Origin of the sequence: Corynebacterium sp. J010B-136 (assembly GCF_002967075.1) — a bacterium.
In the GTDB taxonomy this organism is placed as follows: Bacteria; Actinomycetota; Actinomycetes; order Mycobacteriales; family Mycobacteriaceae; genus Corynebacterium.
Map to the genome: position 1 here is coordinate 212,622 of NZ_PUGE01000002.1, position 18,064 is coordinate 230,685.

The window sequence follows — 18,064 nt, forward strand, 5'->3', positions numbered from 1 at the left end:
CCGGTGAGCGCGAAGGGGACACAGTGCGTTTTAGGGCTAATCAAGGGAAGGGAAGCAGCTTCGTTCTTGGCGGGCTTTCTCCGCTGACCTCGCGATGCGCCTTTCTCGCTCACCAGAAGTCGTCTTGTTCCGATTGCGGTCCTTTCGGTGAGCGCGAAGGGGACATGAGGCGTACTCGAGGAGTACTCGAGGCGTGTTGGAGCGCGCTGCGAGACGATGCCCACCGGGGTTGGATGCTTGTGTGCCTTTCGCGCTCACGGGGGAGAAGGTTCTGGGGAGGAGACCGCTTCTGGTGAGCGCGAAGGGTACGCGCGCCGCGAAGGGGATGCGGGAGGTGGAGCGATGGGGAATCGGGGTGCTGGAGGAAAGGCAAAGGACAAGCCCCGCGGGATAAACCCGCGAGGCTTGCAGATAGTTCAATAAAAGCCGCGTGGTGGAAGGAAAGCGGCAGGGGGAGGGACTAGTTGATGGTGATATAAGCGCCAGCGCTGGATGGGCGGGCAACGGTGTGGCCGATGACTGGATAACCAGGGACTTCGCCTACTACGAGCAGGCCGCCGGAGGTCTGGGCGTCGGCGAGGAAGACCAGGTCTTCCTCGGTAAGTGAGGAGTTGGCGACGTCGAGGTGTTCGCGCACCCAGTCGAGGTTGCGGCGGGAACCGCCGGGAACGAAGCCATCGGCAAGTGCTTGCTTGGCGCCGGGAATTTCGGGAACGTCGGCGAAGTTGATTTCAGCGTTGACGCCGGAAGCGCGGCACATCTTGTACAGGTGACCGAGCAAACCGAAACCGGTGATATCAGTTGCGGCCTTGTGGCCAGCGGCAACCGCAGCCTTGGACGCCTCGCGGTTGAGCGTGGTCATGGACTTTACGGCTTCAAGAGAGACTTCGCCGGTGGCTTTGTGCTTGTTGTTAAAAATGCCCACGCCGATGCCCTTGGTCAGCGTTAAAGGAAGGCCGGGGGCGGCGGCATCGTTGCGCATGAGCTTGGCAGGATCCGCGATGCCGGTGACTGACATGCCGTAGATGGGCTCGGGCGCGGTAATGGAGTGCCCGCCGGTAACAGAAATGCCAGCTTCGTTGCACACATCCATGCCGCCGCGCAGGACTTCGCGCAGGATATCTAATCCGAGCAGGTCAACGGGCCAGCCCACGAGGTTGATGGCGGTGATGGGGTCGCCGCCCATGGCGTAGACATCGGAAAGCGCATTGGCGGCAGCCACCCGGCCCCAGTCATAAGGGTCATCGAGCATCGGGGTGAAAAAGTCCGCGGTGGAAATCACGGCGGTATCCCCGTTGATGCGAATGGCGGAGGCATCATCACCATCCTCTAATCCCACGATGACGTTGGGGTCATCATTGCCAATGAGTCCGGCGATGGCGGATTCAAGCTGACCTGCGGGAATCTTGCACGCGCAGCCGCCACCAGCCGCGAAAGAGGTAAGTTTTGGTGTCATATTCCCCAACCTACTACTTTAAATAAGTGGAGGCGTACGTGTCCTGGTGGGCGCCCCGGTCTTCAAAACCGGTGAGGCCAAGTAGCTTGGTCTGGCAGGTTCGATTCCTGTCCGTCTCCGCCACATGCGCAAAGGAGCATTGATGACTGACCCGCGGCGTTTTATCCCTCGCGTTGATGAGATTTTGGCTTCGCAGGCGGTGAACAATGCTCGCGCGCACTTGGCTGAGCATGTCATTCGCGCGCGTATTGATGAGGTGCTTGCGGCAGCGCGGGCGGGGGAGATAGCACCGCAAGCAGTTAAAGACGAGGTTGAAGCATCGCTTATCGATGCCACCCCGTACTCCCTTCATCCCGTCTTAAACGCCACGGGCGTAATCATTCATACCAATATCGGACGTGCACCGCTGCCGCCGGAAGCAGTCGATGCGCTGGTGGCGGCGGCTGGATATACCGATGTGGAGCTGGACCTGGACACGGGGCTGCGGTCGAAAAATCGTGGCCGTGCTGCAATTGAAGCATTGCTGGCTGCGTGCCCAGGCGCCGAAGACGCGCTGGTAGTCAACAACGGCGCTGCGGCATTATTGCTGGCCACGGCAGCGCTAGCACCGGAGAAGGAAGTCATCATCTCACGCGGCGAGCTGATTGAAATTGGTGCGGGCTTTCGCCTGCCAGAACTTATTGAATCCACCTCGGTGCGCCTGAAAGAAATTGGCGCGACCAACCGCACACACCTGGCAGATTATGAAAACGCCGTGACGGAGAAGACCGGGGCGATTTTGAAGGTGCATCCGTCGAATTTCCGCATCGAGGGCTTTACTTCTTCGGTGGGGATTGAGCCGCTGCGAAAGCTCGCGGATGAGCGTGGAATCTCGTTGATAGTGGATTTAGGCTCAGGTCTTTTGCGGCCAGATGCCACAGTTCCCGAGGAACCGGACTTGCAAGCGCAGCTGGCAGCTGGTGCGGATATCGTTATCGCGTCGGGCGATAAGCTGCTTGGCGGGCCACAGGCAGGCATCATGCTGGGCACACATGAGGCGATTGCGAAGGTGAAAAGGCATCCGTTGGCGAGGGCGGTGCGCATCGATAAGCTGCGGCTCAACGCGTTGGAAGCAAGCATTAATGCTCCTAGCAATGCGGTTGAGGGTGCTTTGCATCTGGACCCCGCGGAGCACTTAGCGCGCATTGAGGCACTTGCGAAGGCTGTCGGCGGAGTGGTCGTCGAACACCCCGGGCGTGTGGGCGGGGGTGGCGCGCCCGAGTATCCGCTGCCAGGCTATGCCGTGGCCCTGGATGAGTCCTTGGCGCCGCTGCTTCGGCAGGGACGACCTGCCGTGTTGCCACGCGTGCACAACGGCCAGTGTTTGATTGATGTCCGCTGCATCCCCGCGAGCGACGATGAAAAGCTTGCCGCGGCAATTCTTCGGGCGCAGGAGCAGGCGAAATAAATGTATGTCATCGCTACAGCCGGACACGTTGATCACGGCAAATCCACGCTGGTTAATGCACTGACCACGATGGACCCTGATCGGTGGGAAGAAGAAAAGCAGCGCGGGTTGACCATCGATTTGGGCTTTGCGTGGACCACCCTGGAATCCGGGGCGAATGTCGCCTTCGTTGATGTTCCAGGCCATGAGCGTTTCATCGCCAATACGCTTGCAGGTCTGGGACCTGCGCCAGCAGTGATGCTGGTTATCGCTGCCGATGAGGGATGGAAAGAACAAACCTCCGAGCACCTTGAAGCCATTGACGCGCTCGGCATTGAGCGCGGCATTATCGTGCTCACGCGCATGGACAATGGACAGCGCATTAGTGAAGCCGAGGTTCGCGATAAAGTCGCGGGCACGTCTTTGACTGAAGCTCCGTTTTATGCGGTGTCTGCCCGTACGGGTGAGGGGTTGGAGGAGTTGCGAGGGGGAATCGATAAGCTGCTTCCCGCTGTTGAAGTTCTGCAGCAAGCTAGTGCGAAACCGATTCGGATGTGGATTGACCGGGCTTTTTCTATTAAAGGTGCTGGCACCGTCGTTACCGGCACGTGGGCTGTGGGAAGTGTGAAAATTGGCGACCGACTGAACCTTGTGACCGCGAGTAGCGAGCATGAGGTGACCGTGCGCGGGCTGCACAGTGAGAATTCTGCCGTGGATAAAGCCGAGCCGGTGATGCGTTTGGCGCTGAATCTGCGCGGGGTCGATGCTGATACCATCTCGCGTGGCGATGTGCTGACCGAAGCTGAAAGTACCTGGTGGCAGCCGGAAGTCATCGATGTCCGGTGGTGCACGGGGCCGAAGCTCGACAGCATGCCCCGCACGTTGAACCTCCACATTGGAACTGCCTCGGTGCCCGTACACGTGCGCGGTTTAGATGCTGAGCACGCGCGATTGACCTTGCGCGACGGGTCAGTGCCACTGCGGCTTGGGGACCGTCTCGCGCTGCGCGGGCCAGGGTTGAATGCTTTGGCAGGCATGGAAGTTATCGATATGGACCCGCCAACGCTCAGTCGCCGCGGGGCACCAGCGCGGCGCGCACAAGAACTACGCGACCACGATCCTTTCGACCCGTCTGCATATGTCGCGCGTAAGGATGCCGTACCCAAAGAAACCTTAGAGGCGGCGGGCTTCGATGTGGCGAACAAGCCTGCATCGCTGGTGGAATTTCGCAGCTGGTGGGTCAATGCCCAAGCGATTGCCCAGTGGACGGCGCAGCTTCGCACGCTTTTCGATGCCCACCTGACCGACCACCCCTTATCCGACGGCCTGCCCCTGGCGACCGCGCTCTCCGCGCTTGCGTTGCCGGATGACAGCTTGGCTTCCATTGCTGTCGCGGGCGCGCGTCTAAAGCGCGATGGTGCCATCATCCGCGATCCGCATGTTGCACCTCGCGACCTGGGACCTGCCGAGAAATCTGTTGCGATAGTAGAAGCGAAACTGGCCAAAGAACCATTTGTGGCGCCCGATGCCGGCACCTTAGAAGAACTCGGGCTTGGCCCAAGTGAGCTGGCCGCAGCAGAGCGCGCCGGGCGACTACTTCGTGTCGGTCCAATCGTGTTGCTTCCCAGCGCCCCGCAGCAGGCTGCGGAAATCTTGGGTCAGCAGCCGGGGGAGTTCACGCTATCGCAAGCACGTCAGGCACTTGGTACGACGCGGCGAGTTGCCGTGCCGCTTTTGGAATACATGGACGCACACGGTCTAACCAGGCGCACCAGTGATAGTGCCCGTGTCCTGAAGAAAACAACCTAGTTGTATTCTTCGCCGTCTTTATCGTTGTCGGTTTGTTCAGTGCGAAACAGTGCTTCGAAAGCTTCCGTCGCGGGCTGGTTATCAAATTTCGGCGTTTGGAAAAAGCGCTGCGATTTATTTTTGGTCGCGTGCGGAGGCTCCAAATACTCTGTCGGGTCAAAGCTCAGCAGCTCGTCTGCTAATTCCCCGGTTGTTGGAAGGGATGCCGGGAATACCGTGGCATCGGTGTCGGAATTGAGCTTTGGGACAGAGGCCACAAACAACTGCTGCGGATCCGCAGGCAAGTCAACGGCGACAAGCCCTTCTGCAATATACGCGCGAGCTGCAAGCGGGGTCTGTGCAAGCAATTGCACGAGTAATTCATAGTCTGCCGCGGGGCCTAACAGACCAAAGACTGCGTCGTCGACGGTGATGACGATATCGTCACCAATGTGGTGAAATTCCACGAATACGCTGGCCGTTCCCAGCTCCTCAATTTGTGATTGCTGGACATCGGAAGTCATCGATGTGTCTACTGCTGCAGGTACTCCGCCTGCTAGAAGCACGGTGTTGTCAGGTTGGTCATTGCGCGCGATGTGCCAGGGCGCGAGCCCAAGATTAACGGCGACTTCATCCAAGTACACCTCGGCAGTCGTCGATGCCGTCATGCCCGCTGCGCGCAGGCGCTCCAAGTCAGGAAAATCCGCCGCCTCTTGCACCGTAAGCCAGCCCAGCATTCCAAACATACTGCGAATACGCCACCCGCCCGTGCGGTTATCAGCCTCCAGCGTGACGGGAACTTGGGTGGGAGCAGGCAGAGACAACGTTGTGGATAAGCACACAAAATCCAACACCGCGAGGTGTTCCACCCCAAGATGATTCGCAGGCAATGGATAGTCAGGCATGCCTTCGATATTAGGCCAGCCACAGTGCTACGCGTCAACGCCGCGACCGATACTATGACTTCTATGTACGAGACTTCCACCATATTGATTGCCTTCGGGCTGACATTATTGGCGGGGCTTTCCACCGCAATCGGTGGTGCCATCGCAGTCGGCAGAAGAAACCCCGGACCAAGATTTCTGGCGGCTTCTTTAGGCTTATCAGCCGGCGTGATGTTGTATGTCTCGTTTATGGAAATTCTTCCCGAAGGCACCTCGGAGCTGGCTGAGGCTTATGGCTCCGAGAAGATCGGGGCGTGGGCGGGTGCCGGCGCATTTTTCGCCGGCATTGCCATTATCGGCATCATCGATAGGCTCGTGCCAGAATCTATCAACCCGCACGAACCCGGCACCATCGCGCAGGTTGAGCGCAAAAACCGTTTGATGAAAACCGGAGTATTTACCGCGGGTGCGCTTGCGATCCACAACTTTCCTGAAGGCTTTGCCACCTTCCTCGCGGGGCTAGAAGACATGACCATTGCGATCCCCGTCGCAGTTGCGATTGCGATTCACAATATTCCCGAAGGCATCGCTGTGGCTGTGCCGTTGCGCGCAGCAACCATGTCCCGCTCGAAAGCCTTTTGGTGGGCTACAGCGTCCGGTTTTGCCGAACCACTCGGGGCGCTTATCGGCTTTTTGATACTCATGCCGTTCATCGGACCAGCAGCGATGGGCATTTGCTTTGCGATGGTCGCTGGCATCATGGTCTACATCAGCCTCGACGAGCTACTCCCGTCAGCTGTAGAAACTGGCAAACACCACCACGCTATTTACGGCCTTATCGCCGGCATGGCAATCATGGCCATCTCGTTGCTGCTCTTTATTTAAGCCGCCTGCTCCTTGTGGTCGGGGGTGAGCTTATCCACGCCCGCAATGACACCGACAATAATCGTGCCCACGAGCAGACCAAAGACCATCGAACCTGCCGTATCTGCAAGCCATGCCAAGATGCCTTCTGGCACCTGAGCTGTTAGACCGTGGATGATTTCTGCGGGGCCATCGACATGAAAATCCTCGAGTCCCGCAACGATGATATGGCCACCGACCCACAACATCGCGGCTGTACCGACTACCCCGATGATGTTGAGAACTACCGGCATGCCCTTGACCAATGCCGAGCCGAGAGGGGACTTGCCGTCGCGGCGACGGAGCATCGACAAGCCAATGTCATCCATCTTGACCAACAAACCCACCGCGCCATAGACGGCTACCGTAATGAGCACGGCGACGACGACAAGGGCGCCGAGCCGCATCCAAAAAGTCTGATCCAACAGTGCATTGAGCGAGATCACCATAATTTCTGCCGACAAGATCAGGTCGGTGGTAATCGCCGACTTCACCAGGCGGTCTTCGGCCTCTTTGCCTTTGACGACGGTGGGTTCTTTCTCGTGGTCATCGGAAGGCAGAAGCTTGTGGAAGATTTTATGCGCGCCTTCATAACAAAGATAGGCACCGCCGCACATCAAAATAGGCCCCAAAGCCCACGGCGCAAGCCACGATAGCAGCAGCGCAATCGGCAAAATGATGACCAGTTTATTAACTAAAGAACCCTTGGTGATGCGCCAAATCATGGGCAATTCGCGCTTCGGGTCAACGCCTTGGACATATTGGGGCGTGACAGCGGCGTCATCAATAACAACGCCAGCGGCTTTAATCGAGGTTTTGCCAGCCAAGGCCGCGACATCATCTGCCGAAGATGCTGCCGAGCGCGCGATGAGAGCAACGTCATCTAACAGTGCGAGAAGTCCGCCGGCCAAGGAATACCTCCAAAGGTAAATTTAAGGTTGTGGAGGAATTCTATCGCGTGCAGCTCATCCTAGCTGTGAAACCGCCTTAATTCGAGCGAGAAAATTTAGCCAGCAGGGGTGAGCTCGACATCGTCAGCCCAAGTCAACTCCATGCCAAGGGTCTGTAGCCACTTCATGGCATCGTCGCCATAGCGGGTGATACCTTCTACTGCAGCAAGAGTGGAGTCGATAGCCTTTTCGGCATCTTCAGCAGAAATCAATCCTGCGGATGTCGCTGCAGAAAGCTCATCGATATCGCGCACATCAATAGGCTCACCGGTATTGGAAATTAAATCAACGTAAAGGTCGCGAGTAGTCCAGACTTCACCTTTGCGGTCAATCTCCGCAATATCGATGTAAAAGTCCTGGCGCTCATCAATACCTTCGCGGAAGTGGAAGATATTCGCGCGCAGGCTCAACTTCGGCAAAAGCCACGATTCCAGGTATCCAAAGCGGGGATGGTTGGCGCCGCGAGCCATATATAAACCAAAGTCCGTGACCTTATAAGAGTCCACTTCTCGCAGGTAGCCCTTGGGATCGACGTTGATGTGTTCAGTTGTATTAAAAGTTTCCTTTTTGACGGGATGAAGGTCTACGCTCACTTTATTTCACCTCGAAGATGGCCACGGTGGGCACGAAGTTGCAGGGTTTTTCTTGGGTGTTGACCGTGCCGGAGACCATCGCCACGATGGTTCCCTTTCCTGTGGATGCAGTGCCCGAAACCGTAGCGGGGCCATCTGGGTTGATGCCGTTATTGCGCAGGGGAGTTACACCAGTTTTCATGGTGTTAAGGTTCGCCCACTGCACGTTCATCCCGCCCTGCTTCTTCGCAGCAGGCGAAGTACCAAGTGCGGTGAATACAAACGCTGTTTGTCCAGAGCGCGCACCTGGGGCCGGAATCTTCGTTGGGCCAGGTACGGCGATGGCAGAACCTACGGAATCGCCTTGGCCGCCGATGCATTTACCGGAGACTGTTGGCCAGTAGAACTGTTTAAAGTTCGGCCCATCTTCGACCAGCGGCACGCCGCCTTCGCCGGAGCCGCCGGCATAAAATGCCAAGGCCGACAAAATAGCGTTACGCATATCGCGTGGTACCCATGGTTGATTAGCGAAGTCTCTGACCTGCGCCTGGGTTTGTGGGGTCGGACGGCCGAGGTCATCTAGCGGGCTGGCGATATTGCTCGAAGCCGCTACTGGGGGCACCCCTTGAGAAGATCCTGCACCAGACTGTGCGATCGCCGGGGTAGCGATACCGAGCAGGGCAGCTGCTAGCGCTGCAGCGTAGGCCAAACGGCGATTCTTGCTCACTGGGTTACATCCTTGGGGTAGTGAAGTAATTGAAGTTACATCGAGGTATATGCCAAAGCTCCGCACTGAGCCACCGATAGTCACATCGGCAACACTCGCAACTTTGACACCCCCTGTAACACTATTCACTTTTGGCACGCAGTCAACCCTTAAAGTCGACTGTTGTTTACTACTTCGCCCATCGAGACTATTTCGTTACAATTCGCAGCTACCCGTCCCCCCCGACGTTTCCCTCATGCTTCGCATCTTTTGCAGCGCTCTCCAACTAGGCCCGGCAACCTCCTAAAATCCCTTCCCGGTCGCCTTCCCAGCCCCTTTCTCAGACCCCTGCTGGAGTGTCTTCTCTCCACTTGACCCACCCCGCGTCCCCTTCGCGCTCACGGGGTGGCATCGACAAGCGAGGCGTCGTGATTCGGTGAGCGCGAAGGGGACATTGGGGGAAGCGGGAGAAAGAAGGTACTGGCGCCGCGGTGGGTGGACGCTTCGCGCTCACGGGGACGGGCTGTTTGGGTAGGCCGGTGAACTTGGTGAGCGCGAAGGGGACATTGGGGAAAGCGATGGAGGAAAGCTCTGGCGCCGCGGTGGGTGTGCGCTTGCGCTCACGGGGACGCACTGTCTGGGGAGACCGGTGAATTTGGTGAGCGCGAAGGGGACATGGGCGGGGTTAACGGATGGTGTGGGGAGTAAATGGGGACGTGGGCGGGAGTAAATGGGGATGGTGCAGGGGAGTAAAAGGGTGGAAAGAAGTGGAATAAGAATGGTGGGAGGGAAGGGGGAAGATGGGGTGTGAGAGTCGGTGCATGAAAGGAGTGGGAAGGGGTGTGGTTGGAGGAATTTGCAGCGATTTGGCAGGATGTGGGTCACATGGGGGAGCGTAAATAGTGCATCGACAAGCAACTGCGAGTACTGTTTAGACGCTAGCTTTTTTATTTTCTGTGAGGAGATTCCTTTAGTGACCACCACTGAGTTCCGTAATGTAGCCATCGTCGCCCACGTTGACCACGGCAAAACCACCCTCGTCAACGGCATGCTGGAACAGTCCGGCGCATTCGGCGAACACGGCGACCACTCGGACCGCGTCATGGACTCCAACGACCAGGAGCGCGAGCGCGGCATTACCATTTTGGCCAAGAACACTGCGATTCACCGCAAGGGCCAGGGTAAAGACGGCGCTGACTTGATCATCAATGTTATTGACACCCCGGGTCACGCTGACTTCGGTGGCGAGGTCGAGCGCGGGCTGTCCATGGTTGATGGCGTCGTGCTGCTTGTCGATGCCTCGGAAGGCCCGCTTCCGCAAACCCGCTTCGTGCTGACCAAGGCACTTGAGGCAAAGCTTCCTGTGATTATCGCGGTAAATAAGACTGACCGCCCTGATGCCCGCATTGAAGAAGTTGTCTCTGATGCGCAGGACCTGCTGCTCGAGATTGCTGCGGGCCTTGAGGACCCTGAGGCTGCTGCTTCTGCTGAAGAGCTGCTTGACCTGCCTGTTCTCTACACTTCTGGCCGCGCAGGTATTGCGTCGACTGAAAACCCTGGCAATGCAAACGTCCCTGAGGGTGACTCTTTGCAGCCGCTTTTCGATGTCATCTACAACGTCTTGCCAGAACCATCCGCCAACGTGGATGCGCCGCTGCAGGCACACGTTGCCAACCTGGACTCTTCTGACTTCCTAGGCCGTATCGCGCTTTTGCGTATCCACGCCGGCAAGATCCGCAAGGGCCAGCAGGTTGCGTGGATTCACTACGATGAAGAAGGCAACCAGCACACCAAGAACGTGAAGGTTGCGGAGCTGTTGCGCACCGTTGGTTTCCAGCGTCAGCCCACCGAAGAGGCTATCGCAGGCGACATCGTTGCGATTTCCGGTATCTCCGACATCATGATCGGTGACACCATTGCTGATACTGAGCACCCAGTTCCACTGCCACGCATCAAGGTTGATGAGCCAGCGATTTCGATGACCATTGGTGTGAATACCTCGCCAATGGCTGGCCGCGGCGGTGGCGATAAGCTGACCGCGCGTATGGTCAAGGCTCGTTTGGATCAAGAGCTAATCGGTAACGTGTCGCTGCGCGTGTTGCCAACTGAGCGCCCAGATACCTGGGAAGTTCAAGGCCGTGGCGAGATGGCTTTGTCGGTTCTGATTGAGTCCATGCGTCGTGAAGGCTTCGAGCTCACCGTGGGTAAGCCACAGGTTGTTACCCAGGTTATTGATGGCAAGGTTCATGAGCCATATGAATTGGTCACCATCGACGTTCCAAGCGAATACCAGGGTGCTGTCACCCAGCTGATGGCAAACCGCAAGGGCCAGATGCAGTCCATGGACGTCCGCGAAGGCAACTGGGTACGCATGACTTTCCGTATCCCTGCCCGCGGCCTAATTGGTTTCCGCACCACCTTCATGACTGAGACCCACGGCTCCGGTATCTCCAACTCTTTGGCTGATGGCCTGGACGTGTGGGCTGGCGAAATCAAGGCACGCCCAACGGGTTCTTTGGTTGCTGACCGCTCCGGTCAGATCACCGCGTATGCACTGATGCAGCTTGCTGACCGCGGCGACTTCTTCGTCGAGCCAGGCGCTGAAGCATATGAAGGCATGGTCGTTGGCGCGAATAACCGCGACGAGGACATGGACATCAACATCACCAAGGAAAAGAAGCTCACCAACATGCGTGCAGCTTCTGCGGATGCGACCGTGACTTTGTCTAAGGCTCGTACCCTTTCTTTGGAAGAGGCTTTGGAATTCTGTGGCAACGATGAGTGCGTTGAGGTAGGGCCAAATGTTCTGCGCGTGCGCAAGCTGGAGCTGTCTGCTACCGATCGCCGTCGTGCAGCATCGAAGGCTAAGCAGCTTAACAAGTAAGTCTCATGCGTCGGGCAGGGTTAAAGCGTCTCACCGGCACGTCAGCGATTTTTTCCGCGGCGTTGCTGGTTAGTTGCATGGCAAATCCCGGCCCTGCCCCGACTGTTGATGAGCAAGAAGAGCTTGTCGATGCCTCCGCCGACGACGAGCCCTCCACCGACCAAGAAGCGGACAAAGCCAGCGACGATGATGCTGAAATTGCCGATGGCATAGAGGACGAAGAAGGCCCTGATCGCTCGTCGATGTCTGTGGGCATTGACCCATTTCAATTGGGTTTTAATCCGCACCTCGTTGCTGATGACACAGAGCTTGTCGATGCCCTCGCGGACCTCGTATTACCCTCAGCCTTTCACGGCAATATCATCGATTCTGATGTGCTGAATTCAGCGCGTGAAATTGATGCGCCGCCAGGGGTTGCGCAACGCGTGCGCTATTCCATTAAAGATGGCGCGCAGTGGTCTGATGGCACGCCCATTACGGGTGCGGATTTTGACTACCTGTTCAAGGAAATGGTCTCCACCCCCGGGGTGCGCGAAGTAGCACCTTATCGCGCCATTTCGGCCTTAAGTATCTCTGCTGGCGGCAGCATTGTGACCGTCGATTTTTCGACGCGCGTGGCGGATTGGCACCGGTTATTTACACACTTGCTGCCTTCGCACCTGTTGGAATCGGGACAATTCGACCGGGTTTTAGAGTCAGCTATTCCGGCTTCCGCTGGTAAGTTCAGCGTCGCGAGCATCGACCAGGCGCGCGGCTTAATCACACTCAACCGCAATGATCGCTTCTGGGGAAAGAACCCGGCGAAAATTGACGTGGTGCAATTGCGCGCGATTCGTTCGACATCGCAGGCTGCAAACCTGTTGCGCTCAGAGCAAGTAAGTTTCGTGGATATTGCCCCGACGCAAACCTTAAAAGAACAACTTAGCTTATTAGGGGACATTAGTACCGAAAGTGCGAATCCTTCGCGCCAGCTGCGGTTGAGCCTTTCTACGCAATCGCAAATCTTAGAATCACCGCAACTGCGCCGCACGATGCTTTCGCTCATCGATACGCGTCAGCTTGCGCGCTTGGCAACCGAGCGCGATGTTGATTTGCGTGTGCCCTATGGCGGTAATCCGCTTCTAGACTCCGCGAGTGAGGAAGAGATTGCGGTGCTAGCCGCTGCTACCAAAGACAATCCACTGCGCATTGCTGTTGACCCGACTGAACAGGCTGCCGGCATTGCCGCGATGACCTTGGTGGATATGCTGAGACTCGAAGGCGTCGAGGCCCGCGTGGTGGAAAACCGCATGACCTCTATCGTGGAAGAAGCTCTGCCTGAAGGCGAGGTCGATGCAGTAATTTCTACCGCGGATACCTCCGTTACGGCCACTAATGTGGCAAGCTTTTTTACCTGTCACGTGGATGAAGAAACCGCTGCAGCTGCTTCCACTACAGCTAGCGCAACCTCTACCGCAGCTATTACAACCAAACCCGAGGAGCCTGCGCTCACGCAGCAAAAGTTGTGGTCAGGTAACCTATCACTGGCATGCGCGAGTGACTTTGAAGAGCGTGCGCAAAGCATCCTCTCGGGTGAAATAAGTGCGCAACAAGGTCTGGAAATGATCCGGCAAATCAATCGTGAGCAGGCTTTTTATCTCCCGTTAATTGATGAGACTCGTATTCGCGCCTTCGATGAAGACTATCCCGGTGGATCTTTATCCACCCTCGAAGAAATTGACGGCAGGAGCTCAAGGTGAACCACAAGAATTTATCCCACGGCGCAGCCACTGAACTTGCGGGCAAGCGCGTTTTAGTTGTACACGCGCACCCAGACGATGAAGTGCTATTTACCGGCGGCACCATCGCAGAGCTGACTTCGCGTGGTGCTGAAGTTCTACTTCTGACAGCCACCTTGGGTGAAGAAGGCGAAGTCATCGGTCAGCGATATCAGCACCTCGCGGGCAGCGATTTACTCGGCGGGTTCCGGATTCGTGAGCTCCAAGACGCAGCGTCTGCTATCGGCGCGCGCAGCGAGCACCTGATTGCACCCGGCTACCTCCGGGATTCCGGAATGGTTGGCTCTGCAGCCCACGCGCACCCGCGCGCTTTAGTGAATAACGTGGATGAGGCGGCAGGGGGCATCGAAAAGCATCTTGCGATCTTTTCACCCCACGCAGTGATTACCTATGGCCCGGATGGTGGCTATGGGCATCCTGACCATATTGCTGTGCACCAGGCGACCGAGCGCGCGTGCAAAGCAGCTGGGATAAGCAATATTTGGTGGACTATCTACCAGCGTGAGGCGATTTTTGCCGCACTGGAGACGGTCACGCCGGCTCGCGGCTGGGAAAAGCCTTCGGAGGACTACCTGCTTAATTTCACCAACGCAGCTTATGACCTGAAGCTTGCGCTTTCCGATGCCTCCTATAACGCGAAAATCGCCGGGATCTCTGCCCACCCGACGCAAGTGTGGGTCGGGAACGGTGCTGTCAGCGAGACCAACCCTGAGCCGCGCTGGGCGGTGTGCTCTGACCCTGCTGTAGCGCCGGTGGCTTATGCCTTATCTAATAACCTGGTCATGCCGGTGATTCGTGCCGAGTATTTGCAGCGCAGCCGCGGAGAAAACGACCCCTTGCCAGCCGATGTTGCGGCTGATGCCAACCGTGCCCACCGCGCGGAGCATGAGCCATCAACCGGTGATGTGTGGGAGGTATTTTTCGATGAGCAGTAATTTTGTGCCCTTTGAATTCTCCCGCGCCGAAGCCGTCGGCGGCCTGGTGTGGCTCAGCGTTGGCGCGCTGCTCTCGCTGGTTTTAGAAGTTGTGTACCTGGGTGCGTATCTCACCATGCCTAATGGCGTGCGTATTGCTTTCCCGCTCACCGTTGCTATCGCCTGGTGGTTTAACAAAGCTTTGACCAAAACTGCGCGCCTGTGGAGTCCAAACGTATTCATTGCTGCCATCCCGTTGGCGGTCTGGGTATTGGGATTTTTCGCGTTTTTGGTTATAGGTTCAACTACTGGCGATCAATGGTTGGGAAGTAATATTCGTACCGTTGCCTTGCTTTTTGCCGGGGTAATCGGTGGTATTTGGCCATTTGTAGGGTCTAAGTGACATACTAATAATTGTCTGGATAGTGCCGGATTTCAGGAGATAAAATACCCCATGACATATACAATTGCTCAGCCCTGCGTCGACGTAATGGACCGCGGCTGTGTTGAAGAGTGCCCCGTAGATTGCATCTACGAGGGCAAGCGTATGCTCTACATCCACCCTGATGAGTGCGTGGACTGTGGTGCTTGCGAACCTGCGTGCCCTGTAGAGGCAATTTTCTACGAAGATGACGTTCCAGACGAGTGGCTGGAATATAATGACGCTAATGCCGCGTTCTTTGACGATCTCGGTTCCCCTGGCGGTGCAGCGGGTGCTGGCCCTCAGGACTTCGATGTCCCGATGATTGCTGCGTTGCCGCCTCAAAATCAGGATTAGCTTTTAAACAAGGAGTTTGAACTAACTATGGCACGGACCCCACTGGGCAGTGTATTACCGGATTTCCCGTGGAATTCCCTGGCGGATGCCAAAGCTAAGGCAGCTAGCCACCCTGAGGGGATCGTGGATTTGTCCGTGGGAACCCCAGTGGATGAAGTTTCGCCTTCTGTGCAGCTGGCTTTGTCTTCAGCAGCGTCGTTGTCTGGGTATCCGCAAACTATGGGTACCCCGGAATTACGCGAGGCTATTTCGAGTGCGTTGGAGCGCCGCTACGAAATCGTCGGGCTAGGGGACAAGTCTGTACTTCCTGTCGTGGGCACTAAGGAAGCAATCGCATGGTTGCCAACCTTGCTGGGCTTGCGCGGGGAGACCGTAGTTATTCCATCAGTGGCTTATCCGACCTATGAAGTCGGTGCGAAGATCGCCGGCGCAGAGATTATCCGCGCTGATGATCCGGCTGATTTTCAGGATGCAGCCCTGGTCTTTATCAACTCTCCGTCTAACCCCACCGGCAAGGTGTTAAACATCGACGAGCTGCGCGCGATTGTCGCGTGGGCACGTGAGCACAATGCCATCGTGGCCTCTGATGAGTGTTACATGGCTTTGGCGTGGGAAGATGCGCACCCGCCAGTTTCCATCTTGGACCCTCGAGTTACAGACGGAGATATGACCGGGCTGATTGCCATGCATTCTTTGTCGAAGTCAGCGAATATGGCCTCGTACCGCGCAGGCTTTTTCGCCGGTGATGCAGAGCTTATCGCTGAGCTTTTGGAAGTGCGCAAGCACGCCGGCCTTATGGTTCCAGGTCCTGTGCAAGCAGCGATGGTCGCAGCGCTTAACGATGACGCCACCGAAGCCCTGCAGGTCCAGCGCTACGCGCTGCGTCGTGCGAAGTTGATGCGCGCGCTTAGCGACGTCGGCTTTGACATCCACCATTCCGAAGCCGGCATGTATCTGTGGGCAACCAGCGGCAATAATTGCCGCGACGATGTTGCGTGGTTAGCAGACTTGGGTATCTTGGTTGCTCCCGGCGATTTCTACGGACAGGTGGGCGAGCAGTTTATTCGCGTCGGTCTCAATGGCACTGATGAGCGTATCGACGCCGCGTGTGCTCGCCTTACTGCCGCCGGTCAGCGCAACTAAAATTGGGCTCACAGCTATTTAGTACCGTGTGGAAAGCAATCCAGTAACCCAAGTGCGCTAAACTTTAATAACTTTCAGCGTGAAAAGGCGGCGAACGAAAAGTTTGCCGCCACACTCGCGCGTAGTTTTAGAAGAATTGTCCATAAAGAAGGGTTACTCAAGAGCATGACGGTAGCTCGTTTTATATCTAATATGGGGCAATTTCTCAGGTTTGGCCTCGTGGGAGGATCTGGCACGGTCGTTAACCTGCTGGTGGTATTTCTGTCCAAAAAGATTGCGATGTGGTCGGCTGGCATTACCGAGCATGATGGCTTTATCAACCTATTTGGTACCCAATTTAATATCCGCTGGTACCACGTGTTTATGGCGATTGCGTTTTTGCTCGCCAATACCTGGAACTATCAGCTCAACCGCATGTGGACTTTCAAAGAAGCCCAGCGTATCTCATGGTTACGCGGCTTTTTCCCATTCTTACTGGCAGGCCTCGGCGCCTTCTTAGTCAGCCAGGTCATCGCCACGTTATTGATGAATGTGAATTCGCCGATTGCGCTGTCGCCAGAAATCTTCGATGATTCCACCGGCTTCCGCACCAAGTTCTACTGGGCATCAGCAATTTCAATTATCGTAGCTATGCCGATTAACTTCGTGATTAATAAGCTGTGGACCTTCCGCTCCCGGCCGAAAAGCCCTGTCTTCGTACAGGACGCAGCTCCTAGCTAAACGTGCTGCGCACGCATTCGTGCCAGTTGAACACCGGGTTGCCTTGTATACCCACTTCATCGCGCCTTGGTCGACCTTGTCGAATCCACTGCGCGATTTCTTTTACCTTCGCCACCACCTGTTTTAAGTGATAATGCACGCAATCAGCACTAAACCTTAAGACCACGCACCCAAGGCTTGCGCCATCATTCGATTTCCAGCGGTCTTTCACAAAGCTTTTGGCATCGCTGTGCACCTCATAGCCGTCGACTTCGATTAAAATCCCCAGCTTCTGCAGCCACAGATCGTAACGGTAACCCGCAAAAAGTACATTGTGTTGCACCTGAAACCCGACCCGACGCAGCTCCGTCGCGAGCTTCTTCTCCGCAATGCTATCCGCTCCGATGCAACAGCGTTTCAATACGCTGCGTAGTTGCATCGTCAAGCGCTTCATGCGCCCTACGTCGCGCTTCAGCTTGTCGATGCCGCTGCGACCCCTATAACACTGCTCCAACAGCCACTCCTGCTCGTAGGGGCTGCGTCTTGCGGCCCACAGCGGTTCAACCAGTTTGATGCCGTCTTTGACTTGCGTGGTCTGCCTGCGAGTATGCCGTACCGTGAAATTTTCGCCCCGAATGGTGCGCGGGCCTTCCAATTCCAGCGGGAATGTCAACGTATGCCCCAGGTGCAGCTGCGTCGCGGAGTGTCCGGTAAGCGCGACATCGGCAAGCGACTGCGTGAGCGCCCTGGCGACATTGCGCGCGCTAACCCTGCCGCTGATGTAGATGCCGCGATGCACGCGATGCAGCGTGCCGTCTGCGACCATGCACGCTTGTTTGCGCCTGCCGATGCCCCTTTTCCGCAACTCCTGCGTAGTCCATATGCTTCCGATCTGGGTATTCGTGCCCTTGGTGTCCGTAACCTTGGTGTTTATGCTTTTGGTATTCATACTCTTGGTATTCATACACCTGACGCTATTGCTCGCACGCTACCGCAATCTAGGCTGACCTGCGGCTGCTGTGGATAACTTGCCCCTTCCCGCCATATTTATTGACGTGTCACCTAAAATCTGTGGATAATTACCTCTGCCCTCGCGCTTCCGTGCTTTACTCACCACGCGTATTTGCACACCGAACCCTTCGCGCTCACCCAGAGCAAGCGTCTAACCATGCGATGGCTTGCT

16 protein-coding genes and 1 tRNA gene are annotated in these 18,064 nt (G+C 56.6%); 11 read left to right on the forward strand and 6 right to left on the reverse strand.

Features of this window, described 5'->3' with window-relative positions; all coding sequences use genetic code 11:
* Positions 1-460: 460 nt before the first annotated feature.
* On the reverse strand, positions 461-1,456 hold the full coding sequence (gene selD, locus C5Y44_RS04390; RefSeq protein ID WP_105323834.1) for a selenide, water dikinase SelD: 996 nt from the start codon (positions 1,454-1,456) through the stop codon (positions 461-463).
* 28 nt (positions 1,457-1,484) lie between these two features.
* Here selD and C5Y44_RS04395 point away from each other — a divergent pair.
* From C5Y44_RS04395 to selB, 3 genes are all read left to right on the forward strand, one after another.
* Positions 1,485-1,579 (forward strand) — tRNA-Sec (locus C5Y44_RS04395).
* A gap of 19 nt (positions 1,580-1,598) precedes the next feature.
* Positions 1,599-2,903: an L-seryl-tRNA(Sec) selenium transferase gene (gene selA / locus C5Y44_RS04400; RefSeq protein WP_199185980.1), complete on the forward strand. Its 1,305-nt coding sequence runs from the start codon at positions 1,599-1,601 to the stop codon at positions 2,901-2,903.
* Positions 2,904-4,691: a selenocysteine-specific translation elongation factor gene (gene selB / locus C5Y44_RS04405; protein WP_105323836.1), complete on the forward strand. Its 1,788-nt coding sequence runs from the start codon at positions 2,904-2,906 to the stop codon at positions 4,689-4,691.
* Here selB and C5Y44_RS04410 read toward each other — a convergent pair.
* Positions 4,688-5,575, reverse strand: coding sequence for a hypothetical protein (locus C5Y44_RS04410; RefSeq protein ID WP_105323837.1), 888 nt, complete (start codon positions 5,573-5,575; stop codon positions 4,688-4,690). The genes selB and C5Y44_RS04410 overlap by 4 nt on opposite strands.
* A gap of 63 nt (positions 5,576-5,638) precedes the next feature.
* On the opposite strand from C5Y44_RS04410, the gene zupT reads away from it, so the two are divergent.
* Complete coding sequence (gene zupT, locus C5Y44_RS04415) at positions 5,639-6,439, forward strand: zinc transporter ZupT (protein ID WP_105324071.1); 801 nt, start codon at positions 5,639-5,641, stop codon at positions 6,437-6,439.
* Here the strand turns inward: zupT and C5Y44_RS04420 are convergent.
* The 3 genes from C5Y44_RS04420 to C5Y44_RS04430 form a co-directional block, all read right to left on the reverse strand.
* Entirely contained in the window at positions 6,436-7,368 is a 933-nt protein-coding gene (locus C5Y44_RS04420) for a DUF808 domain-containing protein (RefSeq protein ID WP_105323838.1), read from the reverse strand. The genes zupT and C5Y44_RS04420 overlap by 4 nt on opposite strands.
* A gap of 95 nt (positions 7,369-7,463) precedes the next feature.
* Entirely contained in the window at positions 7,464-8,000 is a 537-nt protein-coding gene (locus C5Y44_RS04425; RefSeq protein ID WP_105323839.1) for a DUF402 domain-containing protein, read from the reverse strand.
* Between the two features lies 1 nt (position 8,001).
* Positions 8,002-8,706, reverse strand: a complete 705-nt coding sequence (locus C5Y44_RS04430; RefSeq protein WP_105323840.1) for a hypothetical protein — start codon at positions 8,704-8,706, stop codon at positions 8,002-8,004.
* Positions 8,707-9,658: 952 nt separating this feature from the next.
* Between C5Y44_RS04430 and typA the strand changes: the two genes are divergently transcribed.
* The 7 genes from typA to C5Y44_RS04465 all read left to right on the forward strand — a co-directional run bounded on the left by typA (position 9,659) and on the right by C5Y44_RS04465 (position 16,902).
* Complete coding sequence (gene typA, locus C5Y44_RS04435; RefSeq protein ID WP_105323841.1) at positions 9,659-11,569, forward strand: translational GTPase TypA; 1,911 nt, start codon at positions 9,659-9,661, stop codon at positions 11,567-11,569.
* A gap of 77 nt (positions 11,570-11,646) precedes the next feature.
* Complete coding sequence (locus tag C5Y44_RS04440) at positions 11,647-13,308, forward strand: ABC transporter family substrate-binding protein (RefSeq protein WP_233189828.1); 1,662 nt, start codon at positions 11,647-11,649, stop codon at positions 13,306-13,308.
* The gene (locus C5Y44_RS04445; RefSeq protein WP_105323843.1) at positions 13,305-14,282 is read left to right on the forward strand and encodes a PIG-L family deacetylase; all 978 of its coding nucleotides are present in this window, start codon (positions 13,305-13,307) and stop codon (positions 14,280-14,282) included. Before C5Y44_RS04440 ends, C5Y44_RS04445 begins: the two co-directional genes overlap by 4 nt.
* On the forward strand, positions 14,272-14,664 hold the full coding sequence (locus C5Y44_RS04450) for a hypothetical protein (protein WP_105323844.1): 393 nt from the start codon (positions 14,272-14,274) through the stop codon (positions 14,662-14,664). Before C5Y44_RS04445 ends, C5Y44_RS04450 begins: the two co-directional genes overlap by 11 nt.
* A 51-nt stretch (positions 14,665-14,715) precedes the next feature.
* Positions 14,716-15,039, forward strand: a complete 324-nt coding sequence (gene fdxA / locus C5Y44_RS04455; protein WP_105323845.1) for a ferredoxin — start codon at positions 14,716-14,718, stop codon at positions 15,037-15,039.
* Between the two features lie 27 nt (positions 15,040-15,066).
* Positions 15,067-16,182, forward strand: coding sequence for a succinyldiaminopimelate transaminase (gene dapC / locus C5Y44_RS04460; RefSeq protein ID WP_105323846.1), 1,116 nt, complete (start codon positions 15,067-15,069; stop codon positions 16,180-16,182).
* Positions 16,183-16,347: 165 nt separating this feature from the next.
* Positions 16,348-16,902 (forward strand): GtrA family protein, encoded by a 555-nt coding sequence (locus C5Y44_RS04465; protein ID WP_105323847.1) that lies wholly within the window; start codon positions 16,348-16,350, stop codon positions 16,900-16,902.
* Here C5Y44_RS04465 and C5Y44_RS04470 read toward each other — a convergent pair.
* A complete protein-coding gene (locus C5Y44_RS04470; protein ID WP_105323848.1) occupies positions 16,895-17,845 on the reverse strand; it encodes an endonuclease domain-containing protein in 951 nt (316 codons plus the stop codon). The genes C5Y44_RS04465 and C5Y44_RS04470 overlap by 8 nt on opposite strands.
* Positions 17,846-18,064: the final 219 nt, after the last annotated feature.

What these genes read in the sequence shown, in the direction of transcription:
- selD (WP_105323834.1), bottom strand. Translation starts at nt 1,456, where the DNA reads ATGACACCAAAACTTACCTCTTTCGCGGCTGGTGGCGGCTGCGCGTGC.
- selA (WP_199185980.1), top strand. Translation starts at nt 1,599, where the DNA reads ATGACTGACCCGCGGCGTTTTATCCCTCGCGTTGATGAGATTTTGGCT.
- selB (WP_105323836.1), top strand. Translation starts at nt 2,904, where the DNA reads ATGTATGTCATCGCTACAGCCGGACACGTTGATCACGGCAAATCCACG.
- C5Y44_RS04410 (WP_105323837.1), bottom strand. Translation starts at nt 5,575, where the DNA reads ATGCCTGACTATCCATTGCCTGCGAATCATCTTGGGGTGGAACACCTC.
- zupT (WP_105324071.1), top strand. Translation starts at nt 5,639, where the DNA reads ATGTACGAGACTTCCACCATATTGATTGCCTTCGGGCTGACATTATTG.
- C5Y44_RS04440 (WP_233189828.1), top strand. Translation starts at nt 11,647, where the DNA reads ATGGCAAATCCCGGCCCTGCCCCGACTGTTGATGAGCAAGAAGAGCTT.
- C5Y44_RS04450 (WP_105323844.1), top strand. Translation starts at nt 14,272, where the DNA reads ATGAGCAGTAATTTTGTGCCCTTTGAATTCTCCCGCGCCGAAGCCGTC.
- fdxA (WP_105323845.1), top strand. Translation starts at nt 14,716, where the DNA reads ATGACATATACAATTGCTCAGCCCTGCGTCGACGTAATGGACCGCGGC.
- dapC (WP_105323846.1), top strand. Translation starts at nt 15,067, where the DNA reads ATGGCACGGACCCCACTGGGCAGTGTATTACCGGATTTCCCGTGGAAT.
- C5Y44_RS04465 (WP_105323847.1), top strand. Translation starts at nt 16,348, where the DNA reads ATGACGGTAGCTCGTTTTATATCTAATATGGGGCAATTTCTCAGGTTT.
- C5Y44_RS04470 (WP_105323848.1), bottom strand. Translation starts at nt 17,845, where the DNA reads ATGAATACCAAGAGTATGAATACCAAAAGCATAAACACCAAGGTTACG.